This window comes from Sandarakinorhabdus sp. (genome assembly GCF_040398665.1).
GTDB lineage: Bacteria > Pseudomonadota > Alphaproteobacteria > Sphingomonadales > Sphingomonadaceae > Sandarakinorhabdus.
In genome coordinates this window covers 111,962-136,472 of record NZ_JBBATQ010000006.1, presented here as the reverse complement: position 1 = coordinate 136,472, position 24,511 = coordinate 111,962, and the positions used below count along the sequence as shown (strand labels likewise).

The window sequence follows — 24,511 nt, the reverse complement described above, 5'->3', positions numbered from 1 at the left end:
TGGCGCGCTGGCAGTCGTTCAGTCCTGTCCAGCCAACTCATCCCGCACGGCAACCGGCAGGCCACGGTGCAAGCGGTCATTGTCGCTTTCCAACAATGTCAGGCGCCGCCGCAACCGATCGAGCGATTCGTTCAGCGATGCTTCCGACGCCCGGAAATTCGAGACGTTGGACAGGAATTCCTGATAATCCGCCGCGGCCTGATCGCGGGTGGCGGCCAGTTGCGCTTCCAGCGCCCGGCTGCGCTCGCTCTCTTCGTTCAGCTTGCGGGCCAGCATGGCCTGTGCCTCGTTCGCACTGGCCAGTTGAACCCGCAGGTCTGCCATGCTGCGGTTCGAAGCGTCGATGGTGCTCGTCGACCGGGCCAGATCGAAATCGCTCTCGCGCCGCTTGCGCCGTTCCAGCGCCAGGCTGTGCTCGGCTTCGGCCATGCGCGCGCGCAACATCTCCATGCGATGCTCCTGCGCCCTCGCCTGGGTTTGTGCCGCCTCGGTCTGATTTTCCAGTCGGGCCTCCATTTCGGTCAGCATCTGCCTGGTGTGGTTCAAATCGGTGCGCAGGGTTACCCCCGTATCGCGCTCGCGCTGCAGGGCGGCGCGAGTCTCGCCATAGCGTTCATCGACTTGACGCACCGATGCCTCGAGTTCGGCAATCGATTCAGCGGCCATTTCCAGCCGCGCACGCAAATGGCGCTCGCTCAACGACACGGCGGCCAGCGCGGCGTCACGCTCTGCCAGATCGCCACTGGTCTGCTCCAGCTCCGTCTGCAGCTGGCCGATGCGCCGGTCGGCAACCGCCTGCGCCACCGCCATCTCTGCCAGTTGCCGGTTGCTTTCCTGCAGTTGGCTGATTGCTTCGCCGGTTTCGGCCTGGCTGCGCTGCAATGCGGCGGTCAGGTTGATGTCGGTCTGCACCAATCGGGCATTGTCAGCATCCAGGTTGCTGACACGCTGTTGCAGGGCGGCAGCGGTGGTCTGCTCAATCAGCAGGTCGCGTTGCAGCCGGTCCGTCACTTCGGCCAGCCGATCAAGGTCGCGCTGCGCTGTGGTGGCGCTCAGCGATTCGCGCGCCAGTTGCGCCTCGCTCGCTGCCAGTTGCCGCCGCACCAGATCAAGATTGGCAACCGCCGCCTCGATCGGTGCCATCATCTGGCGGAAATTCTCCGGCATGCGCCACATGTCTTGCAGCGACTGTTCAAACGCGGCGACGTTGCCGCCAATCACAGTCCGCATGGCCGCCAGATCAGCAGCCGTCATCGGCAATCCGGTGCCCGATGTATCAATGGTGCTGCCGACCTGACCGTCAGATGCGGCCACGACACGCAAGAAATTCCACTTGCTCATCCTGTTCCCTTTGGATCAGTCATTTCACGGGATCACCATGGCGTCGCGCCACCGCTCAAGCCTGATATCGGTTGGGAAGGTGCAGTCCACGCCGCGCCTGCTCAAAATGGACAGGCGCGGCGTCATGGGGCGAGCAGGCGGGCCGGTGTCGGCAGCATCATGATGCCGTCAACGCGCCGCCACCAAGGGTGCCTGTTACGTGACCCGCCAGTGCTGCAACCCATCATCGCCCGCATCCACGCGGCCCGCCATGCCGACAGGGCTGGCATCAACGCTGAGAAAGGCAGCCAGCCCCACATTGTCCGCCATGTCCAGCTTGCCGAACACCCTTGCCTGATCCGGCGTGCGCCCCACCACACTGCCATGGCTGGGCTGGCCATCGCGGCCGAAGACGATACTGAACGTTTCCACGCGTGCCGGCCCGGCATAGCCGCCATCGAAGCGCGGCACGTCGCCCCGCGCATTTTCGCACATGTCCTGCACATCGCGGTTCAGCATCAGCCACGCCGGCTCGGCGGCGCGGCAGCCGATCACCAGCGCGTGGTGCTTGGTCACATAGCCGCCCTGGCCATACAGCAGCGCCGAATCGGCCGGGGCATCGCGAAGGGAGCGCACCATCGCGCACGCCGAATGCAGCATGTAGCAATTCAGGCCAGCCCCCGCGAATGACAGCCCGCCCATCACGGAAAGCGGCACATCTGCCGCCAGCCCCAGCGTGCGCCGCGCCATCTTCGGCACGGTGGGGAAACAACTGTAAAGTTCGACCCGGTCAAAGCCTTGCGGCGCGATGTGCATCGCCTGGCCGAGCACGGCGTCTTGCGCCGCCGAATGCACATATTGATCGCGCTTCAGATAATCCATCGGTTCGCCCGCGCTGGCGCCGCCGTGGATGTGGATGATGCGGTGTTCCGGGATGCCCGCCGCGCGTGCCGCCGCCAGCGTGGTCATCAGCACCGCGGCTGCCGCATTGACATTGTTGTTGGCCACCATGCGCTTGGTATAGGGCCAGCAGATCATGCGGTTGTCGTCGGTCACCTGCGTGATCGCGTCCGCACGGAACGCGGCGCGCCCCCAGGCTTGCGCGTTGGCCGCTGCGGCCGCGCTGATCCGTTCATAGGCCGCGCCGCTTTCGGCAAGCGCTTCGGCCGGGGTCAGCCCCCAGGCCGCGACAGTGGCATTTTCATACAGCGGATAGATGTGGATCGGCTGGAAGATGCCGTGGCTCATGCCCAGCGGCGTCACATGTTCGGATGGGATGATGGGGTTCTCGGGCACGCTCGCCGGCGGCGTCCACGGCAGCGTCACGCCGGCGGCCTTGGCCTTGGCGACGGCATTCTGGGCTTCGCCGCCGGTCACCACCGCCACCATCGAATCGCCGTTCATGATGCGCAGCGCGGCTTCGTGGATTTTTGTTGTCGGCGTCTCGCCGCCGACCACGCCATACACGGCGCGCGGTGGCACGATGCCGAGCCGTTCCGCCAACCGCGCCGCCACCCGATCATAGCGCCAGGAAATCAGGTTGATCACATCCAGGCTGTCGACGCGCGCCAGAAATCCGCCGCCGGCATCTGCATCGGCGGCGCGCACCGCCGCTTCCATCAGCGCCAGCGGCTCCAGCGCCGCTGCAGGATCGCCGGGCCGGTCAAGCACCTCGCCGACGCCGATGATGACTGGTGTGCGATCGGCTGGCAGCGACATCGGCAATTTCCCCTCAGGCTTCTGCCCTTGATACAGGCCAGACCCGCTGCCGGGAAGCACTCGCGCCGCGGCCGCCCCCCTGCTAGATTGATTGGGTGCACCGCCAAGCCTCCCTTGATTGGACCATCCCCCAGGATTGGGCGCATTTCACCGCCACCGATCACCGTGTTTGGGATCATCTGTTTGATCGGCAAACGCGGCTGCTGCCCGGCCGGGTCGCGCCGGAATTTCTGGCAGGGCTGCGGTTGCTCGATCTCGGCCGGCCCGGCGTGCCGGATTTTGCCCGGCTCAACGATCAATTGATGGCGCTCACCGGCTGGCAGGTGGTGGCGGTGCCGGGCCTGGTGCCTGATGCGGTGTTCTTCGATCATCTCGCCCATCGGCGCTTCCCGGCCGGCAATTTCATCCGCCGGCCGGATCAGCTCGATTATCTGCAGGAACCTGATGTGTTCCACGACGTGTTCGGCCATGTGCCGTTGCTCGCGCATCCGGCCTTTGCCGATTACATGCAGGCCTATGGCCGCGGCGGCTTGCGCGCGGCGGATCATGGCGCGATCGATCGGCTGGCGCGGCTTTATTGGTACACGGTGGAATTCGGCCTGATCCGCAGCCCGGCCAAAGGCGATGGAGGCCTGGCCATCTATGGTGCCGGCATCGTTTCCAGCCACGGCGAGACGCGGTTTGCCCTCGACAGCAGCAGCCCGAACCGCATCGGCTGGCAACTGCAGCGCGTGCTGCAAACACCCTATCGGATCGACGCTTATCAGCAGGCCTATTTCGTCATCGACAGCTTCGACGATCTGCTGCGCGTCACGCTGGAAACCGATTTCGGCCCGCTTTACCAGCGGCTGGCCGGCCGTGCCGATCTTCCCATCACCGCCATCCTGCCCGATGACAGGGTGTTCACCCGCGGTGATCAGCACCATGGCGGCTTGCTGCCCGCCTGATTGACAGCGCCGCCGCCACGCGCCAACCCCGCCACATGATCAATTCCGGCCCCACCTCGCACAGCTTCATCTCGCAGCGGCTGCGGCTGCATTATTGCGATTGGGGCAACACCGCCGCGCCGCCGCTGCTGTTGCTGCATGGCGGGCGCGATCATGCCCGCAGTTGGGATTGGGTGGCGCGCGAATTGCAGGGCGATTGGCACATCATCGCCCCCGATTGGCGTGGGCATGGCGACAGCGCCTGGGCGCCCGATGGCGATTATATCACCCACGATTATGTCTATGATCTGGCGCAGTTGATCCATCAGTTGAAGCTGGCGCCTGTCACCATCGTGGCGCATTCGATGGGCGGCAATATCGCGCTGCGCTATGCCGGCCTGTATCCGGAAAACGTGAAGAAGCTCGTCGCCATCGAAGGCCTCGGCCCCAGCCCTAAGATGATCGCCGAACGGCAGAAGACCGATTTTGCGACACGCGAGCGCGAATGGATCGACGCCAAGCGCGCCGCCGCCGCCCGCCAGCCCAAGCGATATGCCACGCTGGAAGATGCATTTGCGCGCATGCATCAGGAAAACAGCTTTCTGAGCGAGGAACAGGCTCGCCACCTCACCATCCACGGCACCCACCGCAACGAGGACGGCAGCTACAGTTGGAAATTCGACAATTATCTGCACCTGCCGTGGCTGCACGACATGCCAAACGATCTGGTGATGCAGCTTTGGCAGCGCATCACCTGCCCGACGTTGCTGATGTATGGCGAAAAAAGCTGGGCCTCCAACCCGGAAGCCGACGGCCGCATCGCGCATTTCCAGAATGCCGGCGTCGTGACCTTCGCCGATGCCGGCCATTGGCTGCACCACGACCAGTTTGATCGCTTTGTGGCCGAACTGCGCGCCTTCCTCTGATCAACTGACGCCGGCACCGCCACACCGGCCTACCGCCCGATGGCCATGCTCGGCTTGCGCGGAAACGATCCGGTGCCTGCAACATGGCGTCATCACCCGGGAACATGTTGCACCTGATTCGGGCGGCCCCATCGGCCAGCAAGTCGCGCGCCGTGGCCGACACGGTCGGCGCGCGAAGCGGCCTTCAAAACTATAAGTTGTGTTAATGTTTTTAGATTCCGCCGGATATCAAAATATTAATTTCTATTAGATGCCCGATATGAGCATCCAAGAACTTGTTTCCAGACCGTCAGCCGCGCTAGTCAAAAAATATGGTTAATCGGGCAGTCGTGGGGGGTCGCCATGCATTATCCGTTCTTTGAAATATCAGGAACTTGTTTCTGTCAGTGTCTCTTTAGTGTGAAATCCAGATATATCGAAAGCAAAGGCGGCTGATCGCCTTAAAAAAGATTCTTAACAAGGCAAATACAAACTCAACTTGTTGGCCTGAAAGCGCAACTCCCATGACAGATCATGCCTTTGCGCGCGGTTTCGCGCCCGGCCACGATCATGCGGCTTCGGCTCGTGTGGAGTCGGAGGTCATGGGGCATCTGGCGGGCGAGCTTGGGATCATGCTGCCCAGTGTCTACGCTGCGCTCAACCGGACCGCCGTGTTGTTTCAGGAATTGCAACGCGATACCCACTTGAACGCCGAAGAACTGCTGACGCTGACCACGATCGCCACGGCCAATCTGCAACGCTCGCAACGCACGGCGGGCACGAAAGGTGCCACACTTTCGACGGTCAATCTGGTTCCGGCATCGCAGAGCGCTGTGGCGCGCGCGACCTGCACGCCCCGCCAGACAATGCGGCGCCGGTTGGAAAAGCTGAGTGCGATGGGCGCCGTGTGCGCAACCGAACAGGGCCTGATCCTGAATTTCGAGAATGAAGCGGTGCTGAAGCTGTTGCGCGGGCTGACTGCGCCAACCAGCGCGCCCGCCACGCCGCCGGCCGCCCTTGATGCGGCCTGATCGCCGCGCGATGCGACCATGCAGCAATTTCATTGTCGGCATGATTGTATAGCAAAAGTAAACATGCTCAAAATGAGCATCATACTTTAGAAAAACTGCACTATGCATCTTGCGCATCTCGAATGAATATTTATCAAACTATCGAAACTTGGTTTCTGCAAAGGGATGGGGGAGGGTAAAATGCGCAATCATGTCAATTTTATTCTGCCATTCCTCGCAGTTATGGCCTGTGGAAGCGCAGCGTCTGCCCTGTCCGCAACGATGTTCTTGTCTGGAGGCGGCAATGATGTTGCCCAACCAGTCGACAGCACCAGCGTTGCGCACATCTTGACGTTCCGCGGCCCAGGCCAGCAACCAACCCCGACCACCATGCCCGACTTTGCCCGAACGTCCGTGATCGAGGGCAGCCCGGTCATTTCGGCACCTGCGCAGTCCGCCGGGTTTGCCGATGGCCGGATGCACGCTGGGGGCCAGGGGTTGTTCACCGTGAACTTCGGTTCGTTGACGGTCGATGGCCCGGATGCCGCCTGCCTTGGTTTGCTGGCTGCGGGGATCGGGCTGGTCGGCGTTGGTTCGCGGCGGCAGCGGACACGGGTTTCACCTTGAAGCGGGACAGCGCAGGGCTGGGTCCTCGGCTTTTGGCCAAGCAGAGTATGTGAGATGTACGAGCAGAAAATCAAAGCCGCACTGGATGCCGCCGACGCGGTTCGTTCCGAAGATGCCAAGCCGCTGCGCATCCTGCTGGTTGATGCAGACGCCCGGTTCCGCGAAAGCCTGGCCAGCAAATTGCGCGACAAAGGCCATAGCGTCACCTGCTTTACCAACTGCTACGACGCCTGGACGCGGGCGCGCAGCGCGATCTTTGATCTCACGCTGATCGACATCGAATTGCCGGCCATGACCGGCCTGGAACTGGCCCGCCGGATCAAGAACCGGCAAAAGCAGGCCATGATCGTCGCGACCAGCCCCAACGCCACCTCCAAAAGCGTCCTGGCGAATTCGCTCTGCCAGGCCAACGGCATTGCCCACTTGTTGGGCAAGAGTGAGGGGCCCCTCAACCTCTTCTCGAATCTGTGCGAAATCATCAGCCCGCCATCGGCTGTCGCAGGCCCGGACGTCCCTGCCGTGACCGAAGCCATGGCGGCGACTAGCTCAAATTGAGCACAACATGCCCATAATGGGCATCCAACTTCGCCCGAATCTCCCGGGTTTGACTATGAAGACATTGCTGCGCTTACGGGCCAGCAATTGTCTCGTAAGTTAGTCAAGACACCAAAGGGAGAAGTCATGAACATTCATCGTCTTTTTGTTGCTGGGATGTTGCTGGCCTCTGCCAGTGCCGCCTCGGCTGTTACCATTGTCGACATCGCAGTCTCAACGACTGGCACGAATGTCCGTTACGTCAAGGCTGCCAACAGGATCTACACGCAGACCGGCAACGGCACCTCGCCCATGTGGGTCGATGCGAGCGTGACGTTCGCCAACGCGGCGCTCAATACCGCGTTGGGTACCCTGCCTGTGGAAATGAAGCTTTCTGCTTATACCACCGGTGCTGCCCAGAACGTGTTCGGCACCTTCGTTCAGGCGCTGTCCACGTCCAACCAGTCGGCCGGCACCTTCGAGGTTCGCACCAAGAATGCCGTTACCGTCGGTCAGACGGATTATGCGGCGCAATCCAACGTGTTCACCGCCACCTTCGGCGGCGGCGCAATCGTTGGCAGCGGCACGTCTGGCTCGCTGGCTGCGAACACTTCGGGTGGTGCAACCTTCTCGAACGTGTCGTCGGATTTCATGACCTTCCCGAACAGCACGGAATATGATCTCAATCTGGTCCTTTCCAGCCTGTCGGCCGCGTTCGGTGCCACCAGCGGCCAGAGCCTCAACGACTTCCGCGCCAAGGCTAACGGCAGCTTCTCCAGCGATGCGCCCGGTGTGGTGTCCGCTGTGGTTCCGGAACCGGAAAGTTGGGCGATGCTGGTCGTCGGCTTTGGCCTGGTTGGCGCCTTCCGTCGGCGCTCGACAATGGTCGTCGCGGCCTGACTCAGGATGCGCGCTCGGCCGATCAGGGCTCGAGCGCGCCATCCTTGGTAGCAAGTTGCTTATGATGCAGGGTTGGGCGTGCCGTGTACCGGTGCGCTCCAGCCCTGCATTTTTTGTTGTCATCTGTGTGCTCGGTCGCGTTTGCAGCCTGACCCAGATCAAATCCTGAAACCAGGAAACCGCAGGTCCGCCCTGGGCTGCGGCGGTGTGGCGGCGCACCGCCCATGACCGTGGCGTCCGTGTCTTGCACAGGCGGGGCACCCCGCCATGCCCCAGCGCTGCAGACACAAGCGCCAGCGTTCCCTGCCAGATCCGCAGGCCGGGCCAGCTGCCCCCTGTATGCCGCGTGTCGAGACCCTCCAGACCATATGCGATAAGGGCTGGACTGACGACACGGCCTCCAGTGCATCTCAGGCCGATCCAGCGCTGATCAAGCTTATCGCCTTGGCCCGTGGTGCCTGGCAGGTGATGCTCGCATCAGTCGACGTGCCCCTTGCAAGCGTGGCTGCATCACAGGGCTACTCGGCCGAGCATTTTACCCGACTGCTGCGTCTCTCAACGCTCGCACCCGCGATCGTCGAAGGCCGGCAACCGGTAACGCACACGCGCCAGCGGCTCGCCAAGATCGCAAATCGACCGACTGATTGGGCAGGGCAGCGTCAGGCCCACGGGTTCCAGCCCGGCCGAGCGTCGGCCCAGCAGCTTGGTCGGCGGGTCTGCGCACCTGTATCAAAACAGCATCGCATCTGCCGAATGGTTTTTGGCCTCCGGGAGAAAGGCTCCGTTCTTGCCGCGCCTTGCGTCAATCAAACTGTCTCCAGGCCTTGGCGACGATGCGCCGGACCCAGGCAAGTGCCCGATACCGCGGGGACAATCCCGCCATGTCCCGCATCATCCCGGCTAATCCCGGGTATTTTGAGTGGGTGGTGCGCCCGGAACGATTCGAACGTCCGACCCTCAGATTCGTAGTCTGATGCTCTATCCAGCTGAGCTACGGGCGCGCACTGTGGATGGGCCTCTTAGCGGCGCGTCTCAGCCATTGCAACCTCTTCCTTGCCGTTCTAGGCGGGGGTTCATGGCGCGCCCGTTTCACCCGATTTTTGTCGTGCCGCTGCTCGCCTTCACGCTGGCCGGCTGTGGCGGTCGCCGCGCCGATTGGCCTGGCCTCGCGCCGCGCGCTGGTGAGGTGACCACCATGGTGCCGCGCAATGTTGTTGGCGGCGGGCGCTGCGCGGCGGCTGCCGATTGCGCGCCGCCTGTTGCAGCGGCGCCCGCGGCTGCGCCGGATGTGCCGCCTCCGGTGCCGGTGCCGACTCTTGCGGAAGCACAGGCCGAGCTGGCGGCCATCGATGGCGTGATCGATGCCGTGGCGGCTGCTGCTGGCCCGGCGCGGGCAGCACTGGCCACCGCCCAGCGCGCCGCCAATGGCAGCGCCGATGACAGCGCCGCGAGCGGCCGCGCCGAAGCGGCGCAATCGTCACTGGCCGCCGCGCTGGCGCCGCTGGTGGGTGCCGCGTTCCGGCTGCAGGCCCTGGATCTCGGCACCAGCACCGCCGCGGATCGCGCCAGCTATAGTGATCGACTGGCCGAACTGGCCGGCCGCATTGCGATATTGCAGGATCAATAAAGTCCCACTGCCTGCCGTGTGGCCAGCGCCACCAGATCGGCCGCGACGGTGGCAATGATCGCCAACTGCACATCATCGACCGGCGCTATATTCGTCGGCGCTGTCGAGATGGCGAACAGGCAATCGCCATCAAACTGGGTGTGCACCGGCCGCACGACGCGGGCCAGTCCGGATTGCGCCACCATCGCCACCCGCAATGCCTGCGCGCGCGTCAACGGCGCGTTGGTGGCGACCGCGCCGATCACCGTGTTCTGGCGACCGAAATCGCGGTTGCCGGTCAATTTGGGCATATCCACCGGGCCATCATCCGGCGGCGCGCCGGCATAGACTTCGCCAAAGCTGTTCGCGGCAATCAGTGCCCCGACGATCACGCCGTCACCGATGTCGCGGGCCAGGCTGCCGATGCCGCCGTCGCGGCTGCCCGATCGTGCGCCATGGCCGGCGCCGATCGCGCCATGGCCATCGCTGCCCGGCTGGCCGAGATGGGCAAAGGCCTCGCGCGTCAACCGCCGATAGGGCGGATCGAGGCCCCAGTTCTTGTCCCCACCATTGGCCAGATCGAACAGGATCGCGGCGGGCACCACTGGCACCGGTGGCACCCCGGCCCCCATCGGCAGGCCGCGGCCAGCGTGGCTGAGCAGCAGCGCCAGCTCATCGCCGGCCGCCAGCCCGAACACCGATCCGCCAGCCAGCGCCAGGCCATGCACGCGCGCCACCAGATTGATCGGATTGAGCGCATCGGTCTCACGCGTGCCCGGCCCGCCGCCGCGCACCTCCACCGCCATCACCGCGGGCTGGGCCGGCACGATCAGGGTGACCCCGGTACGGGCCGCCGCGCAGTGGGCATGGCCGATGTGGATGCCGGGCACGGCGCTGATTCCGGAAGCGGGCGGGAGGAGGGCAGTCATGGTCCGCAACCATCGGCCGCAGCGGCGGTACTTGCAACCAAAGCCTGAGGGGCGCAGTTATGAAGTGACACTCAGTTCAAGGATCGTGATGGCCGCCCCCGCAATCGCGCATGTAAACCGCATCGGCACTGCGCTGCCGCCCCACGACGTGCACGATGCCTTCGTCGATTTCGTCGGCACGATGATCAAGGAACGCCGCGACCAGTTGATCTTCCGGCGGCTGGTCGGCCGTTCGGCCATCGATCACCGCTGGAGCTTTTTCACGCCGGTGAAGGACCCCGATGGCTTCACCGCCGACGCTGAAGGCTTTTATCGTCCCGGCAGCTTCCCCGGCACCGCCAAGCGCATGGCGCGATTCGAGGCCACCGCGCCCGATCTTGCTGTACAGGCCATTGCCGGGTTGGGGCTGACAGCCGCCGAGTTGCACGGCATCACCCATCTGGTGGTGACCAGCTGCACCGGCATGGTCGCACCCGGCCTCGATCAGATCCTTGTTCAGCGCCTGGGCCTGCACCCCGGTGTGGAGCGCACGCATGTCGGCTTCATGGGCTGTTATGCGGCGGTGAACAGCCTGCGGCTGGCGCATCATTTCGTGCGATCGGATCCCGCCGCGCGGGTGCTGGTGGTCAATATCGAACTGTGCACGCTGCATTTTCAGGAAACCGGCGAACTGGAAAGCCTGCTTGCCATGTTGTTGTTCGGCGATGGCTGTTCGGCGGCGCTGGTCAGTGCCGATCCACACGGCCTCGCGCTGGTCGATTTCCGTGCCACTACCGTTGCCGATTCGGCCGATGCCATCACCTGGCGGATCGGCGATCAGGGCTATGACATGCATCTGTCCGGCCAGGTGCCGCCGCTGTTGCAGCGCGCGCTGGCCGGCCCGGCCGGGGCCGATCTGCTGCGCGGCCACAGCCCGGATGATTATGGCGTCTGGGCCGTGCATGGCGGCGGCCGCGCCATCTTGGATGCGGTGGAAAGCGGGCTCGGCCTGGGGCAGGGCGCCCTCAACTGGTCGCGCGACGTGCTGCGCGAATGCGGCAACATGAGCAGCGCGACGGTGATGTTCGTGCTGCAACGCATCATGGCCGGCATCGGCACGGCGGTGCCGCGCGGCACGCCGGGCTTTGCGGTGGCGTTCGGGCCGGGCCTGGCGGCGGAAAGCTTCCGCTTCACGGCGGTCGGATGAACAAGTCGTTCGTGGTGCCGGCGGCGTGGCCGCGTGCGCCGCTGGATTTCAGCCGCCGTGCCGATCTGCCGGAGGTGATGGACGACGATCATCTCGATCCGGCCATCTATGCGGCGGTGATTGCCGATCTGGCACAGGTGAACACGATCACCCTGGCGCGGCCGCCCACGCTGGCCTGGCTGAAACGGCAGACGCGGGGGGTGCAAAGCTTTTCCGTGCTCGATGTCGGCTTCGGCCATGGTGACATGCTGCGCGCCATCGCGGCCTGGGCGCGCGATTCCGGCAAGCAGGTGCGGTTGATCGGCATCGATCTCAACCCGCGCTCGGCGCCGGTGGCGCGCGCGGCCACCGATCCGGCGCTTGGCATCGATTATCGCACTGGCCGCGCCGAGATGCTGGGGTTTCGGCCGGATTTCATCATTTCCAGCCTTGTCGCGCATCACATGGACGATGCCGAACTGGTCGGGTTCATCAGATGGATGCAGGGCGCGGCGCTGCGCGGCTGGCTGATCAATGATCTGCATCGCCATCCGATCGCCTGGGCCGGCTTCCGCGCACTGGCGCTGCTGCTGCGCTGGCATCCCATCGTTGCCCATGATGGCGCGCTGTCGGTGCGCCGCGCCTTCACGCGTGCCGATTGGGCGCGGCTGCTGGATCAGGCCGGGGTGCGCGCGCGGGTGCGCTGGCATGTGCCGTTCCGCCATACGGTGGCCTCATGCGAAACGCCCTGATCATCGGCGGCGGGCTGGCCGGCACTGCCGCGGCCATCGATCTGGCCTGCGCCGGGCACGCGTCGCTGCTGCTGGAGCGGGAAAGTGCCCCGCACGACAAGATCTGCGGCGAATTTCTGAGCGGCGAGGCGGTGGCGGCGCTGGTCGCGCTGGGTGTCGATCCGGTGGCGCATGGCGCGGTGCCGATCACCCGCGTGCGGATCAACGCCGGTCGGCGCCATGTGGCGGCGCAATTACCGTTCCCGGCGCTCAGCCTGACGCGCCGCGTGCTGGATGAGGCGTTGCTGGCGCGTGCCGCGCGGGCAGGGGTCGCGGTGCAGCGCGGCGTGAGCGTGCGCGGCCTTTCGGGCAGCATCGCCCACACCAGCGCCGGCGACATCAGCGCGCCCACCGTGATGCTGGCCAGCGGCAAGCACGACATTCGCGGCCATGCCCGCCCGCCCGGGCCGGATCAGATCGGGTTCAAGATGTATCTGCGCAGCGCCAGCCTCAGTCGCGCGCTGTCGGGCACCGTGGCGGTGACGTTTTTTGATGGCGGCTATGCCGGGTTGCAGCCGGTGGAGGGCGGCCGGCTCAATCTGTGCCTGCTCGTTGATGGCGCGCAGTATCGCGAACTGGGCGATTGGTCGGCGCTGTGGGCGCGGCTGGCGCGGGAACCCGGACTGGCGGCGCTGGCCGATGCCGAACAATTGCTGCCGCGCCCGCTGGCGATCAGCCGCGTGCCCTATGGCCATCTGGCGCGCGCCGCGACCGATGGGCAGTGGCGGCTGGGCGATCAGGCGGCGGTGATCCCCAGTTTCTGCGGCGACGGCATGGGCATCGCGCTCACCTCCGGCCGGCTGGCGGCCGAGATGGCCGCTGCCGGCGCGAGCGCCGATGATTTTCAGCCGGCGCTGTTTGCGCGCACGCGCCGGCCGGTGCGGCTGGCCATGGCGGCGCTGGCGCTGGCGCGCCACCCGGCCGGGCGCTGGGCGGCGATGGCCGGTCTGGGCGCGGTGCCTGGTGCGCTGGCATTGCTGGCGCGGGCGACGCGGGTGGCCGATCCACATGCTCTTGCGCCGGCTTGATCTGCCAGCCACAGCACGGCCATGCAGCAATTGCCGATCTTCCTCACGCTCAGCGGTCGTCCGGTCATATTGATCGGCGACGGCGAGCCGGCCGACGCCAAGGCCCGGCTGATCCTGGCGGCTGGCGGGGTGATCGTGGGCGAGGACGCGCCTGAGGCGGCTCTGGCCTTCGTCGCGCTGGATGACGATGACGACGCAAGTGCCGCCGCCACCCGCTTGCGCGCACGCGGCCTGCTGGTGAATGTGGTGGACAAGCCGGCGCTGTCGGATTTTCTGATGGGCGCCATCATCGATCGCTCGCCGGTGCTGGTGGCGGTCTCCACTGGCGGTGCGTCGGCCAGCCTGTCGCGCGCCTTGCGCACCCGGCTGGAGGCGCTGCTGCCCGCCAGCCTCGGGCCGCTTGCGGCCGCGATCCGTGCGTCCCGCGAGGTGGTGAACGCCCGCCACAAGACGCCATCGGACCGCCGCCGCCTGTGGGAACGCGCCCTGGCCGAGTTCGCGCCGCTCGATCCCTTCGCCGCGCTGTCCGATCCCGCCACCGCCGTGGCGCAGGTGATCGCTGGCGATTCGGGCGCGACGCCGCAGCTTGCCACCATCCACGTGACCAGCGCCGATCCCGGCGAGTTGACGCTCAATCAACTCAATCTGCTTGCCCGCTGCGATGTGCTGGTGGTGGCGGGCGACGTTGCCCCTGCCATCATCGACCGTGCTCGCCGCGATGCGCAGCGGCTGGACGCCGTGCCCGATCCGCTGCCGCCGGGGCTGACGGTGCTGTTGCAGGGCTGAACGCCAAGCGGCCTAGTTTGGCCCCGCCGCCTTGCTCGCCGCCACCAGCGCATCCCACTCGGCCCACGGAATCGCGCGCCCCGGATAGGCGACCTTGGCGAACGGCCACTCCTTGCGCACCCAGCCCGTCACCCACGCATAAAGCTCTGCGTCAAAGCCCGCATCATATTCGGCCTTGGTCACCCACAGTCTGACCACCGCATCATAACCGGCCACGCGGCTGGGCGACACATACACGCTGCCGCGCTCGCGCCGGCCATCCGGGGTGAGCACCGCATAGGCAAAGGACTGGCGCTGCTGGAACCGCCCGGCCTCGCCCTCCATATCCTTCATCGCATCGGCAGCGGTCAGGCCGGCATGCGGCCAATCCTTGCTGCGGGTGAACGTCGTTTGCAGATGCGCGATGGACGACATGTAGGCATCATAATCGATCTTCACCAACGCCGGGCCGAGCGGCACCAGTTCAAAGCCGGCGCCCTTCACCAGCACCGGTGCCGTGAACCCGCTGGGCACGAAGGGCGCTGCTTGCTGGGCGAAGGCCGGCATGTTGCCGAGCGCCAGCAACAGGGCGATGGCCGTGGTTTGGGCTGTCATGGTGATGCGTCCCCCAGTTTTGCAGCATAAAGCGCCACCCGCTTGCGTACGGCGGCTTCGTCTCCGGTGTTGGCGGGCAGGCCCAGTTTCGGCAGCGTTTCGCGCGCCGCCATGCTGCCCTGTTCGGGGTGCGCGGCGCTCGCCGCCAATAGGCCGGGCAGTTGCGCTGCCGGGATGCGCGCGCGCAACTCTGACTGCACCAAGATCGGCAGATGCGATTGCAGCGGTTCGGTATCGTAAAGGTCGGGCACCGCCGCGATCAGCAACAGGTTGCGGGCGCGTTGCTGCGGATCAGGGTCGGCCGCCGGCGGCCAGGTCTTGATCTGGCGCTGCACGCGGGTGAGCGCGCTGGCCAGTGCCGCATCGGGTGTGCTGGTGGCGATCGGGGCAATGCTGGGGTCGCGCGCCGAAAGCTGCTGCAGGGCCTGCACGGTGTAGTTCGCGCCCATGTCGGCACGCGGCAATGGCGGGGCCGGCTGCTGCCACACCAGCCCGGCCAGCCCCAGCCAACCGGCACCCAGCAGCCACGGCGGCCAGCGCCGCGTCGGCAAGCAGGCCGCCAGCAACGCCAGGCCGCCCACCCCGGCCAGCGCCAGCAACGTGGCTGCGGCAGCGCGCGTGCCGGTGCCGGTCACCGCCGTCTGGATGGCCGCCTGCGCCCAATGGCCGGGAGACAGGGCCAGCAGGATCGGCTTGCCGAGCTCCAGGTTGCCGAAATCGACGCCCAACACGATTAGCAGCGCCAGCCCGATGCGCACCCAGCTTTCATTGCTGGGGCTGCCGGGCAGCAAGGGCCAGACGGCCGCAAGCCCGGCGAAGAACAGCGCCGTGGCCGCCAGGGCCAGTGTCGTCGAAACCGGGTGGGGCAAGGCCGGCATCCCCAAGGCCCGCGCCACCCCATGCACCAGCACCAAAAGCAGCGCCGTGCGCAGCAACGCCGCCCAGAATTGCCGCAGGCCGGCCGCCTGCGGCGTGTATTGGCCTTCATGGCCGGCCATCGCCGCAAGCAGCGCGACCGCCGCATAAATCGCGCCGGCATGCAGGGCCAGCGGGGCTGGCTCGTCCGCCGCCGCCACCCACCACAGCAGCACGCCGCCAAAGGCCAACGCCGCCAGGATCAGCGGCCGGCGCATCGGCAGCAGCGTCAGCGCGGCAACATCGTGCCAGGTGGCGCGGGATATCAGGGTCACACCCATTCATCCCGCGCTTTGGCGGCGATCGCAAGGGGGGGGCGCGCCACCGCTGCACAAGCGGCTTGCCCTGCCGCGCGGCCCAAGCGAGATTGGCGGCAGAAGGGGATAAAATCATGATCGAAGCCTGTCGCCAGCGCATGAATGAACTTCATGCCCGCACGGCGGAAACCCCGTTGTTCAACCCGGTGTTCCAGCTCGGGCTGGAAATCTCTCGGCAGTTGGAAAAGGGCGAGATCACGCTGGCGGGCCTGAGCGAAGCGATTGCCGAGCTGGGCCGCGATGGCTTGCAGGCGCGCGCTGATCGGCTGGCGCGGCTGATCGGGCCATTGGAAGAGGACGAGAATATTGCCGCCTTTCGCGCCGCGGTGGTGGCATCGGCGCAGGGCAGTGATTTCGCAGGCTTCGCGATGCGCTGGTCGCAGCCGCTGCTGCATGTGGTGTTCACCGCCCACCCGACCTTTCTGCTCACTCCGAACGAATATGCCGCCGTCGCCGAAGCTGCGGTCTCTGGCGCGCCGGTCGTCATCGCACCGCGGCCTGATCGGCCATCGCCCAGCCTGGCCGATGAACATGAAGAAGCCATGGCCGCGCTTGCCCGTGCCCAGGCGGCGCGCGAACGGCTCCATGCCGTCGTGCTCGATGTCGCTGCCACGCATTATCCCGACGACTGGCAGGCGCTGACCCCGTGCCTGTTCCGGCTGGCAACCTGGGTCGGTTATGACATGGATGGCCGCACCGATATCGGCTGGGCAACCAGCTTGCGCTTTCGCTTCAATGAAAAGGCCCGGCGGCTGGCGCTCCATGCCGATACGGCCAGCGCCGCAGGCGAGGCGGGCCTGGCCGGCCGGTTGCGCCGCGCCTGCCGCCATGCCGCGACCATGGCGGCGCTGCTGGCCGGCGATACCGACACGCCGGCGGCCCTGTCGGCCATCGCCAACCAGATTACCGCGCCGGATGCCGACAGCCTGACCAGCCTGTCCGGCGTCATCGCTGATCTGCGTGCCGCCGCCGCCGTGCTGCCCGTCGATCTGGCCGCGCCGCGCCTTGTGCTGGCGGCGGCCATGGCCGCCGATGGCCTGGGCATGGGCGCCATCCATTTCCGCGTGAACGCCGCGCAACTGCACAATGCCATCCGCCGCCGCATCGATCCGGATGGCAATCTCGACATGGCCAGCGGCCAGGCGCTGCTGCGCCTGCGCATGTTGCTGAACGAAGTGCAGCCGCTGCGCAGCAATTTCGCCGCATTGGCGGTGGAGAGCACCACGGCCGTGCGGCAGTTCCTCGCCATGGCGGCGATTCTGCGTCACATCGATGCCGACACGCCGATCCGCCTGCTGATTGCCGAATGCGAACAGCCGCAAACCGTGCTGTCGGCGCTGTATTTCGCGAAGCTGTTCGGGATCGACAGCCATGTCGATGTGTCGCCGCTGTTCGAAACCGAAACCGCGCTGGAACATGGTGGGCGCTTCCTCGATGCGCTGCTGGCGGAGCCGGCCTATGTTGCCCATGCTCGCCGCCGCGGCCGCGTGGCGATCCAGACCGGATTTTCCGATGCCGGGCGCTTCGTCGGCCAGATCCCGGCGGCGCTGGCCATCGAACGGTTGCAGGGCCGGCTGGCGCGCGCCATGGCCGCCAACCAGCTTGGCGATGTCGCGGCGCTGATCTTCAACACCCACGGCGAATCGATGGGCCGCGGCGCGCATCCGGTGGATTTCGGCGATCGCCTGGCCTGGCCACTCAGCCGCTGGGCGCGCGGGCAGTTCGCGGATCGCCACATCCGCATCGAGGCCGAAGCCAGTTTTCAGGGCGGCGATGGCTTCCTGTTCTTCGGCCATGATGCGTTGGCGCTGGCGACACTGGCGCGCATCGCTGCGCTGTGGCCGGGGCTGGCCGACGATGGCGCGGGCGACGCCTTCTACACCCGCACCGATCTGTCCCTCGATTATTACCGCATGATCCGCCGCCACCAGCGCCGGCTGTTCGAAACCCGGCCCTATGCCCGCGCCATCACCGCCTTTGGTCTGGGCTTGCTGCCGGTCACCGGATCACGCCGGCTAAAGCGCCAATCCGACATCGGCAGCGACCGTGAAGCGAACTTGCGCCAGATCCGCGCCATCCCGCACAATGCCGTGCTGCAACAACTCGGTTATCCGGCCAATGTGCTGGCCGGCGTTGGCACCGCCGCCGGCGAAGCGCGCGAGGCGCTGGCGGCGCTGCTGGCCGGATCGGCGCGCGGCCGGCAGATATTGGGCCTGGTCGGGGCAGCCAATGCGCTGGCCAGCATCAAGACGCTGGCGGCTTATGGCGAGCTGTTCAACAGCGCCTATTGGGCGACGCGGCCCTATCGCGGCACCGAAGATCATCTGGCGCGGCCCTGCCTGGCGCTGGCCGAACGGCTGATCGAAGATGACCGCTCCGGCCAGTTCCGCCGGCTCGCCTCGCAATTGCGGGTGGACAATATCAAGCTGCGCCAGTTGCTCGACCATCTGCCCGCTCCCTCCGCCGATCCAGCAGGCGAAGCCACCCGCCGCACGCTGGGGGTGTTGCACGCGCTGCGTCTGGCGCTGATGCAGCATCTGTTCCTGCGCGCTGTCGACATGCCGGCCTTCTCGCGCAGCAACGATATCAGCCGCGACGATGTGCTGGACATGATCCTGTCGCTGCGCACCGATGAAGCGCTGGCGCAATTGCGCCGGGCCTTTCCGGTGACGGCGCCCGATCTGGATGATTATCGCATGAATGAGCCCAGCGACTGGCCGGATGGCGACCCCCAGGCCTATGCCGGGATCCAGCGCCGCTTCATCGGGCCGATCGCGGAAGCGGCCAGGCTGCTGCCGCTGATCGGCATCGCGATTGCCAATCATTTTGGTGCGTTCGGGTAGGGACCGGCACCGTCACACATGGCCGGCCGATTTTCCGAGGCCGCAGCCCTTGTGCATGGCCCGTTGGCTCTGCGATGATCGCAATTGACCCCGAAGAAATGAGCACATCAGCATGATGAACATCGAGGTGCCGGAAAATGCCCCGCCCGGCGGCCATTATTCCCATGCGACATCGGCCGGCGGCCTGGTCTTCATTTCAGGCCAGTTGCCAATCCATCCCATCGATGGCCGGCTGAACCAGGCCAGTTTTGCAGCCCAGGCCGGCTGCGCCATCGACAATCTGCTGGCGGTGCTGAAGGCGGCCGGATCCGCGCCGGAACGTCTGCTGAAAGTGAATGTCTATGTGGTCGGGATCGAACATTGGCCGGAATTCGATGCCATCTATGCCCAGCGACTGGGCAAGCATCGCCCGGCCCGGGCGGTGATTCCGGTGCCGGAACTCCACCATGGTTTTCTGGTGGAAATTGACGGGATTGCTGCGGCATGAGCCACACTGATCGCCCCTTCACGCTTGCCGACATACAGACGCCAGCCCTGGTGCTCGATCGCGATCAGATGCGTCGCAACATCGCCTTGATGGCGCAGGCGATCGGCCGCAGCGGTGCCCGTTTGCGCCCGCATGTGAAAACCCACAAATCGGTGGATGTCTGGCATGATGTGTGCGCCGCCGGCGGCACAGGCGGGATCACGGTTTCCACCCTGGCCGAAGCCGAGCATTTCTTTGCCCATGGCGCTGACGATATTCTCTACGCGGTTGGCATTGTGCCCGCCAAGATCGCCCGGGCGGCGCGGCTGTTGAAGGCCGGCGCGCGGCTGACGCTGGTGGTGGATGATGCAGATCAGGCGCGGGCCATCGCCGCCGCCGCGCAGGCCGAAGCGGTGGTGCTGCCGGTGATGATCGAGATTGATGTGGACGGGCATCGGGCCGGCATCCGGCCGGATTCCGCCGCGCTGATCACGCTGGCGACCCTGATTGCCAGCGATCCGGCCCTGCATCTGGCCGGCGTGATGACCCACGCTGGCGGCTCCTATGGCAGCAGCACCGCCGCCGCGCGGCTGGCGGCTGCCCAGCAGGAAGCCTCTGGCTGCGTGCGGGCGGCAAGCCGTATCAGGGCGGCGGGCATCGCTTGTGAAACCGTGTCCATCGGGTCAACGCCAACCGCGCTGGCGCAGGCTGATCTGGCCGGCGTCACCGAAGTGCGTGCGGGGGTTTACACCTTCTTCGATCTGGTGATGGCCGGGCTTGGGGTGGCCGAACCCGGCCAGATCGCGCTCAGCGTGCTCGCCACCGTGATCGGCCATCAGGCGGAAAAGGGCGTGCTGATCACCGATGCCGGCTGGATGGCGCTGTCCCGCGATCGCGGCACGGCATCGCAGGCGGTGGATCAGGGCTATGGCCTGGTGTGCGATGTGATGGGCAGCCCGCTGGGCGATGTGATCGTGCAGGAATGCAACCAGGAACATGGCATCATCGGTGCGCGCGCGCCGGGCGCTCGGCTGGCGCTTGACCGGTTTCCGATCGGATCGCAGCTGCGGATCCTGCCCAACCACGCCTGCGCCACGGCGGCCCAGCATGCGCATTATATGGTGTTGGAACAGAATGAGGTGATCGGCCAATGGCCGCGAATCGGCGGCTGGTGAGGCGAATCTTGGCGCTGCAATCGGCCAGCCGGGTGGCTTGATCCGGCGCGCGGCTGACAGGATCGCCTTGCGACCATGTTCAATGGCAGGCTGCGCCCGCGAAGGTCGCGATGATCGGGCAGGGGCCGTCCTGGCCGCTGGTGCATTCATCCAGCAAGACCGACAGGGCCGCGCGGGCGGCGGCGAGCGCGGCCATTTCGGCATCGAGCGCCGCAAGGCGGGCGCGGGTGAGCGCCTGGACGCGGGCGCGATCATTGCTGGCATCCAGGGCCAGAAGTTCGGCAATTTCCTTCAGGCTGAAACCGGCGCGCTGCGCCGAGCGAATGAAACCCAGGCGCTGCACGGCGGTTTCATCATAATGGCGCACGGCGCCGGCGCTGGCGGGCACCGGCATCAGCCCCTTGCGTTGGTAAAAGCGGACTGTTTCGACGCCGACTCCGCCGGCTGCGGCAAGACGCGCGATCGTCAAAGTGGGGGTAAGGGCTGCCATGGCTTGACTCCGTATCATGGTACGGAAGCTATAGGGCAGCGACTCGCCGAACGCAAAGGATGGCGCTGATGGATGCTCAACTGCCCCGCACGGCCCGCCTGGTGCGCATGGCCCTGCCCGATCATGTCTGCCCATGGGGCCTGCGTGCGCGCCATCTGCTGCAATCCAAGGGCTATGACGTCGACGACGTGCTGCTGACCAGCCGCGAAGCGGTCGACGCGTTCAAGGCCGAACAGGGCGTGAAGACCACCCCGCAGATCTGGATCGCCGGGCAGCGTGTGGGCGGCCATGATGATCTGCGGCGCTGGCTGGGCCTGTCGGTGCATGATCCCAAGGCGCTCACCTATCGGCCGGTGATCACCCTGTTCGCCATGGCGGCCGCGATGTCGCTGGCGATCAGCATGGCGGTGCGGGGCACGCCGTTCACCATTGAAGCCGGCATCTGGTTCGTCGGCATGGCCATGTGTTTGCTGGCCTTCCTGAAACTGAAGGATATCGAAGGCTTTGTCACCGGGTTCATCGGCTATGATCTGTTGGCGCGCGCCTGGCTGCCTTATGCCTATGTCTATGCCTGGGCCGAAGCCACTTCTGGCGTGCTGATGCTGTCTGGGCAACTGGTCTGGCTGGCGTCCGGACTGGCGCTGTTCATCGGCGGCATCGGCGCGGCCTCGGTGATCAAGGCGGTCTATATCGACAAGCGTGCGCTGACCTGCGCCTGCGTCGGCGCCGGCAGCAATGTGCCGCTGGGCTTTGTGTCGCTCCTGGAAAATCTGATGATGCTGTCCATGGGTCTGTTCATGCTGATGATGCAATGAACGCCACGATGAACCGCTTTCTCCTGATGGTGCTGTGCCTGATGGTGTCGGCGTCGGCCAGCGCTGCCACTTATGACCTGCTGGTCGAACGCCGGCAGATGGCGATCGTGCCCGGCCGCAGCGACAGCGTGATCGCCATCAATGGCAGCGTGCCTGGCCCGACCTTGCGCTTCAAGGAAGGCGAGGAGGCCATCGTTCGGGTCACCAACCGGTTGAAATCCGCGACCTCGATCCACTGGCACGGCTTGCTGGTCGATGGGCCGCAGGATGGCGCACCGGGCTTCAATGGCTTCACCGGGATAGCGCCCGGCGAGACCCATATCTACCGCATCAAGGTCCGCCAGAGCGGCACCTATTGGTATCACGCGCACAGCGAAGGCCAGGAACAGGCCGGCCAATATGGCGCGCTGATCATCGCGCCGGCGGGAGACGACCCGATCAAGGCCGATGCGGAGCATGTGATCCTGCTGTCGGACCACACGCGCGAAGATCCGGGCCGCGTGCAGCGCAACCTGAAAAGCGACAGCGGCTATTACAACTGGAACAAGCGCACCCTGCCGGAACTGGTGCGGGATGGACAAAAGTTCGGCATGGACAAGACCATGGCAGAGCGCCGCGCCTGGGGGCAGATGCGCATGGATGCCACCGATATTGCCGACGTGACGGGCTATGCCTTGCTCGCCCACGGCAAGCCGAGCGCGGCGAAGCCGGTGTTTGCCTTCACCCCCGGCCAGCGTGTGCGGCTGCGGCTGATCAACGGCAGCGCGATGAGCTTCATGGACGTGCGCATTCCGGGCGTGGCCATGACGGTGGTCGCCGCCGATGGCCGGCCCATTCAGCCGGTGGTGGTGGATGAACTGCGCATGGGCGTGGCCGAAACCTGGGATGTGATCGTCACCCCGCCGGTCGGCGCGCATGCGCTGTGGGTGGAAACGCTCGATCGCCGCGCCAGCGTGCTGGTCAATCTGACCAGCGATCCGGCGCTCACCGTGCAGGCGCCGCCCGCCCGCCCGAAACAGGTGCTGCTGCTCAGCGAAATGGGCCATGCCATGCCGGCGCCCGGTGAAGCGTGCAGCGCCGAGCATGCTGCGATGGGCCATTGCGGCTCTGCTCCCCTCCCGCGAGCGGGAGAGGCCGGTGGGGCGTCGGACCCGGACTGTCCAGCTGAACACGCCGCAATGGGCCATTGCACGCCCAGATCATCCGGCCCGCGCGTCGGCACTGCCGTGGCACAGGCGACACGCCTGGTCGGCGGCACGCCCTTTCCGCTCGTCGATTATGGCTATGGCCGCGATCCGATGGCCGGCATGCCGATGAAGGGCATGCCGGTGCTGGGCCGTGAAGGCGACACCGATGGGTCGGGGCGGGTCTTCGGCTGGGCCACCGGCGCGCCTTATGGTGCCCGCGTGCTCTCCATGCGCGATCTGGTGGCGCTTGGGCCCCGCGCCGATGCCGCGCCGCCGACCCGCGAGATCATCGTGCGGTTGCAGGGCAATATGGAGCGCTACATCTGGACGCTGAACGGCAAGAAATTCGGCGAAGGTCCACCCATCGACGTGACGTTCGGGGAGCGCGTGCGCATCACCTTCATCAACGAAACCATGATGGCGCACCCGATGCACCTGCATGGCATGTTTTTTGAGGTGGAGAACGGCCAGGCGCCGGGCCTGACGCCGGAAAAGAACGTCATCGTGGTGGCGCCGGGCCGCACCCAGTCGATCGTGCTGACCGCGAACGAAGCCGGCGAATGGCCGCTGCACTGCCACCTGCTCTATCACATGAACAGCGGCATGATGGGCAAGCTGGTGGTGGCCAATGTCGCGAGTCCGGATGGCAAGATCGCGCTCGCCCGGCCGCACGTGCATTGATGCGCGGCGTTCTATTGGCAGCGTTGCTGGCCGCTCCCGGTGCCGCGCAAGACACGCAGGCCCATGATGGCGGCATCAACAACTACACGTTGGTCGAGGAAGCCGATCTCACAAGCTTCAACGGCACGCTGGTTGCCAATTGGGAGGCGCAGGGCTGGATCGGCAGCGACATGCACAAATTCTGGTGGCGCACCGAAGGCGAAACCAAGGGCCCGCGGCTGGAGCAGAGCGAACTCCAGGCGCTCTACAGCCGCAACGTCGCCACCTTCTTCGATGCGCAAGTCGGCCTGCGCCACGATATCGCGCCCGATGCGCGCACCTATGTGGTGGTGGGGGTGACGGGCCTGGCGCCGCTGTTTTTCGAAACCGAGGCGCACGTGTTTTTCGGCCTGAAGGGCGATGTGCTGCTGCGCCTGCGCCAATCGTTCGACATTCGCATGACCAACCGGTTCGTCATCCAGCCGCTGTTCGAAACCGATATCTACGCCACCCGAGTCCCGGAGCGGCTGATTGCCCCCGGCCCGGCCATCATCGAAGCCGGGATCCTTACCCGCTATGAAGTCACCCGCCGCGTCGCGCCTTATGTCGCTGTGATGTTCGAGCGGCGGCTGGGGGAATCGAGCCGCCTGGCGCGCGCCGCGGGGGAAAACCCCGGCGGGTGGTCAATCCGGACCGGTGTTCGCTTCTGGCTATAGAATAAAGCGATTGTTCCCAGTTTGATTGGGGCAACTCCCTCCCCGCAAGGGGGGAGGGAGCAGAAGTGCCTCAATCAAAAGGCAAAC

General features: G+C 65.9%; 23 protein-coding genes and 1 tRNA gene. 17 read left to right on the top strand and 7 right to left on the bottom strand.

Going from position 1 to position 24,511, the window contains the following annotated elements; genetic code table 11:
• Window positions 1-18: 18 nt before the first annotated feature.
• A complete protein-coding gene (locus tag ABWP22_RS09895) occupies window positions 19-1,341 on the bottom strand; it encodes a coiled-coil domain-containing protein (RefSeq protein ID WP_353199806.1) in 1,323 nt (440 codons plus the stop codon).
• A gap of 195 nt (window positions 1,342-1,536) precedes the next feature.
• A complete protein-coding gene (locus ABWP22_RS09890) occupies window positions 1,537-3,039 on the bottom strand; it encodes a TLP1 C-terminal extension domain-containing protein (protein WP_353199805.1) in 1,503 nt (500 codons plus the stop codon).
• A gap of 95 nt (window positions 3,040-3,134) precedes the next feature.
• Between ABWP22_RS09890 and phhA the strand changes: the two genes are divergently transcribed.
• From phhA to ABWP22_RS09860, 6 genes are all read left to right on the top strand, one after another.
• Window positions 3,135-3,986: a phenylalanine 4-monooxygenase gene (gene phhA / locus ABWP22_RS09885; protein ID WP_353199804.1), complete on the top strand. Its 852-nt coding sequence runs from the start codon at window positions 3,135-3,137 to the stop codon at window positions 3,984-3,986.
• 35 nt (window positions 3,987-4,021) lie between these two features.
• On the top strand, window positions 4,022-4,891 hold the full coding sequence (locus ABWP22_RS09880) for an alpha/beta fold hydrolase (RefSeq protein ID WP_353199803.1): 870 nt from the start codon (window positions 4,022-4,024) through the stop codon (window positions 4,889-4,891).
• 503 nt (window positions 4,892-5,394) lie between these two features.
• A complete protein-coding gene (locus ABWP22_RS09875) occupies window positions 5,395-5,901 on the top strand; it encodes a hypothetical protein (RefSeq protein ID WP_353199802.1) in 507 nt (168 codons plus the stop codon).
• 369 nt (window positions 5,902-6,270) lie between these two features.
• A complete protein-coding gene (locus ABWP22_RS09870) occupies window positions 6,271-6,507 on the top strand; it encodes a hypothetical protein (RefSeq protein WP_353199801.1) in 237 nt (78 codons plus the stop codon).
• A gap of 54 nt (window positions 6,508-6,561) precedes the next feature.
• Window positions 6,562-7,062 (top strand): response regulator, encoded by a 501-nt coding sequence (locus tag ABWP22_RS09865; RefSeq protein ID WP_353199800.1) that lies wholly within the window; start codon window positions 6,562-6,564, stop codon window positions 7,060-7,062.
• A 126-nt stretch (window positions 7,063-7,188) separates the two neighbouring features.
• Entirely contained in the window at window positions 7,189-7,941 is a 753-nt protein-coding gene (locus ABWP22_RS09860; RefSeq protein ID WP_353199799.1) for a PEPxxWA-CTERM sorting domain-containing protein, read from the top strand.
• Between the two features lie 924 nt (window positions 7,942-8,865).
• Here ABWP22_RS09860 and ABWP22_RS09855 read toward each other — a convergent pair.
• Window positions 8,866-8,942: transfer RNA gene (locus tag ABWP22_RS09855), tRNA-Arg, on the bottom strand.
• 74 nt (window positions 8,943-9,016) lie between these two features.
• Here ABWP22_RS09855 and ABWP22_RS09850 point away from each other — a divergent pair.
• Window positions 9,017-9,568, top strand: coding sequence for a hypothetical protein (locus ABWP22_RS09850; protein WP_353199798.1), 552 nt, complete (start codon window positions 9,017-9,019; stop codon window positions 9,566-9,568).
• Here the strand turns inward: ABWP22_RS09850 and ABWP22_RS09845 are convergent.
• Complete coding sequence (locus ABWP22_RS09845; protein ID WP_353199797.1) at window positions 9,562-10,476, bottom strand: P1 family peptidase; 915 nt, start codon at window positions 10,474-10,476, stop codon at window positions 9,562-9,564. The genes ABWP22_RS09850 and ABWP22_RS09845 overlap by 7 nt on opposite strands.
• Before the next feature lie 88 nt (window positions 10,477-10,564).
• On the opposite strand from ABWP22_RS09845, the gene ABWP22_RS09840 reads away from it, so the two are divergent.
• From ABWP22_RS09840 to ABWP22_RS09825, 4 genes are read left to right on the top strand one after another with little or no spacing between them, the layout of a single operon-like run.
• Entirely contained in the window at window positions 10,565-11,662 is a 1,098-nt protein-coding gene (locus ABWP22_RS09840) for a type III polyketide synthase (RefSeq protein WP_353199796.1), read from the top strand.
• Window positions 11,659-12,393 carry a methyltransferase domain-containing protein gene (locus ABWP22_RS09835; protein WP_353199795.1) on the top strand — a complete coding sequence of 245 codons (735 nt, stop codon included), beginning with the start codon at window positions 11,659-11,661 and terminating at the stop codon, window positions 12,391-12,393. The genes ABWP22_RS09840 and ABWP22_RS09835 overlap by 4 nt, the downstream gene beginning before the upstream one ends.
• Entirely contained in the window at window positions 12,378-13,460 is a 1,083-nt protein-coding gene (locus ABWP22_RS09830) for an NAD(P)/FAD-dependent oxidoreductase (RefSeq protein WP_353199794.1), read from the top strand. Before ABWP22_RS09835 ends, ABWP22_RS09830 begins: the two co-directional genes overlap by 16 nt.
• 21 nt (window positions 13,461-13,481) lie before the next feature.
• The gene (locus tag ABWP22_RS09825) at window positions 13,482-14,246 is read left to right on the top strand and encodes a precorrin-2 dehydrogenase/sirohydrochlorin ferrochelatase family protein (RefSeq protein ID WP_353199793.1); all 765 of its coding nucleotides are present in this window, start codon (window positions 13,482-13,484) and stop codon (window positions 14,244-14,246) included.
• Between the two features lie 12 nt (window positions 14,247-14,258).
• On the opposite strand, the gene ABWP22_RS09820 is transcribed toward ABWP22_RS09825, so the two are convergent.
• Both ABWP22_RS09820 and ABWP22_RS09815 read right to left on the bottom strand, forming a co-directional pair.
• The gene (locus ABWP22_RS09820) at window positions 14,259-14,840 is read right to left on the bottom strand and encodes a twin-arginine translocation pathway signal protein (protein ID WP_353199792.1); all 582 of its coding nucleotides are present in this window, start codon (window positions 14,838-14,840) and stop codon (window positions 14,259-14,261) included.
• Window positions 14,837-16,030 (bottom strand): hypothetical protein, encoded by a 1,194-nt coding sequence (locus ABWP22_RS09815; RefSeq protein ID WP_353199791.1) that lies wholly within the window; start codon window positions 16,028-16,030, stop codon window positions 14,837-14,839. Before ABWP22_RS09815 ends, ABWP22_RS09820 begins: the two co-directional genes overlap by 4 nt.
• A gap of 116 nt (window positions 16,031-16,146) precedes the next feature.
• Here ABWP22_RS09815 and ABWP22_RS09810 point away from each other — a divergent pair, with 116 nt between their 5' ends.
• From ABWP22_RS09810 to ABWP22_RS09800, 3 genes are all read left to right on the top strand, one after another.
• Window positions 16,147-18,915, top strand: a complete 2,769-nt coding sequence (locus ABWP22_RS09810; protein ID WP_353199790.1) for a phosphoenolpyruvate carboxylase — start codon at window positions 16,147-16,149, stop codon at window positions 18,913-18,915.
• Between the two features lie 112 nt (window positions 18,916-19,027).
• Window positions 19,028-19,402: a RidA family protein gene (locus ABWP22_RS09805; protein WP_353199789.1), complete on the top strand. Its 375-nt coding sequence runs from the start codon at window positions 19,028-19,030 to the stop codon at window positions 19,400-19,402.
• The gene (locus ABWP22_RS09800; RefSeq protein ID WP_353199788.1) at window positions 19,399-20,556 is read left to right on the top strand and encodes an alanine racemase; all 1,158 of its coding nucleotides are present in this window, start codon (window positions 19,399-19,401) and stop codon (window positions 20,554-20,556) included. Before ABWP22_RS09805 ends, ABWP22_RS09800 begins: the two co-directional genes overlap by 4 nt.
• Before the next feature lie 79 nt (window positions 20,557-20,635).
• On the opposite strand, the gene ABWP22_RS09795 is transcribed toward ABWP22_RS09800, so the two are convergent.
• Entirely contained in the window at window positions 20,636-21,046 is a 411-nt protein-coding gene (locus tag ABWP22_RS09795; protein ID WP_353199787.1) for a MerR family DNA-binding protein, read from the bottom strand.
• 68 nt (window positions 21,047-21,114) lie between these two features.
• Here ABWP22_RS09795 and ABWP22_RS09790 point away from each other — a divergent pair, with 68 nt between their 5' ends.
• From ABWP22_RS09790 to ABWP22_RS09780, 3 genes are read left to right on the top strand one after another with little or no spacing between them, the layout of a single operon-like run.
• Window positions 21,115-21,861: a MauE/DoxX family redox-associated membrane protein gene (locus tag ABWP22_RS09790; protein ID WP_353199786.1), complete on the top strand. Its 747-nt coding sequence runs from the start codon at window positions 21,115-21,117 to the stop codon at window positions 21,859-21,861.
• 8 nt (window positions 21,862-21,869) lie between these two features.
• Window positions 21,870-23,729 carry a multicopper oxidase domain-containing protein gene (locus tag ABWP22_RS09785; RefSeq protein ID WP_353199785.1) on the top strand — a complete coding sequence of 620 codons (1,860 nt, stop codon included), beginning with the start codon at window positions 21,870-21,872 and terminating at the stop codon, window positions 23,727-23,729.
• Entirely contained in the window at window positions 23,729-24,424 is a 696-nt protein-coding gene (locus tag ABWP22_RS09780) for a copper resistance protein B (protein ID WP_353199784.1), read from the top strand. Before ABWP22_RS09785 ends, ABWP22_RS09780 begins: the two co-directional genes overlap by 1 nt.
• The last annotated feature ends 87 nt before the right edge of the window (window positions 24,425-24,511 follow it).

What these genes read in the sequence shown, in the direction of transcription:
- ABWP22_RS09840 (WP_353199796.1), top strand. Translation starts at nt 10,565, where the DNA reads ATGGCCGCCCCCGCAATCGCGCATGTAAACCGCATCGGCACTGCGCTG.
- ABWP22_RS09790 (WP_353199786.1), top strand. Translation starts at nt 21,115, where the DNA reads ATGGATGCTCAACTGCCCCGCACGGCCCGCCTGGTGCGCATGGCCCTG.
- ABWP22_RS09870 (WP_353199801.1), top strand. Translation starts at nt 6,271, where the DNA reads ATGCCCGACTTTGCCCGAACGTCCGTGATCGAGGGCAGCCCGGTCATT.
- ABWP22_RS09785 (WP_353199785.1), top strand. Translation starts at nt 21,870, where the DNA reads ATGAACCGCTTTCTCCTGATGGTGCTGTGCCTGATGGTGTCGGCGTCG.
- ABWP22_RS09880 (WP_353199803.1), top strand. Translation starts at nt 4,022, where the DNA reads ATGATCAATTCCGGCCCCACCTCGCACAGCTTCATCTCGCAGCGGCTG.
- ABWP22_RS09805 (WP_353199789.1), top strand. Translation starts at nt 19,028, where the DNA reads ATGATGAACATCGAGGTGCCGGAAAATGCCCCGCCCGGCGGCCATTAT.
- ABWP22_RS09865 (WP_353199800.1), top strand. Translation starts at nt 6,562, where the DNA reads ATGTACGAGCAGAAAATCAAAGCCGCACTGGATGCCGCCGACGCGGTT.
- ABWP22_RS09825 (WP_353199793.1), top strand. Translation starts at nt 13,482, where the DNA reads ATGCAGCAATTGCCGATCTTCCTCACGCTCAGCGGTCGTCCGGTCATA.
- ABWP22_RS09850 (WP_353199798.1), top strand. Translation starts at nt 9,017, where the DNA reads ATGGCGCGCCCGTTTCACCCGATTTTTGTCGTGCCGCTGCTCGCCTTC.
- ABWP22_RS09830 (WP_353199794.1), top strand. Translation starts at nt 12,378, where the DNA reads ATGCGAAACGCCCTGATCATCGGCGGCGGGCTGGCCGGCACTGCCGCG.
- ABWP22_RS09860 (WP_353199799.1), top strand. Translation starts at nt 7,189, where the DNA reads ATGAACATTCATCGTCTTTTTGTTGCTGGGATGTTGCTGGCCTCTGCC.
- ABWP22_RS09835 (WP_353199795.1), top strand. Translation starts at nt 11,659, where the DNA reads ATGAACAAGTCGTTCGTGGTGCCGGCGGCGTGGCCGCGTGCGCCGCTG.
- ABWP22_RS09800 (WP_353199788.1), top strand. Translation starts at nt 19,399, where the DNA reads ATGAGCCACACTGATCGCCCCTTCACGCTTGCCGACATACAGACGCCA.
- ABWP22_RS09895 (WP_353199806.1), bottom strand. Translation starts at nt 1,341, where the DNA reads ATGAGCAAGTGGAATTTCTTGCGTGTCGTGGCCGCATCTGACGGTCAG.
- ABWP22_RS09875 (WP_353199802.1), top strand. Translation starts at nt 5,395, where the DNA reads ATGACAGATCATGCCTTTGCGCGCGGTTTCGCGCCCGGCCACGATCAT.
- ABWP22_RS09795 (WP_353199787.1), bottom strand. Translation starts at nt 21,046, where the DNA reads ATGGCAGCCCTTACCCCCACTTTGACGATCGCGCGTCTTGCCGCAGCC.
- ABWP22_RS09780 (WP_353199784.1), top strand. Translation starts at nt 23,729, where the DNA reads ATGCGCGGCGTTCTATTGGCAGCGTTGCTGGCCGCTCCCGGTGCCGCG.
- ABWP22_RS09810 (WP_353199790.1), top strand. Translation starts at nt 16,147, where the DNA reads ATGATCGAAGCCTGTCGCCAGCGCATGAATGAACTTCATGCCCGCACG.
- ABWP22_RS09820 (WP_353199792.1), bottom strand. Translation starts at nt 14,840, where the DNA reads ATGACAGCCCAAACCACGGCCATCGCCCTGTTGCTGGCGCTCGGCAAC.
- ABWP22_RS09845 (WP_353199797.1), bottom strand. Translation starts at nt 10,476, where the DNA reads ATGACTGCCCTCCTCCCGCCCGCTTCCGGAATCAGCGCCGTGCCCGGC.
- ABWP22_RS09890 (WP_353199805.1), bottom strand. Translation starts at nt 3,039, where the DNA reads ATGTCGCTGCCAGCCGATCGCACACCAGTCATCATCGGCGTCGGCGAG.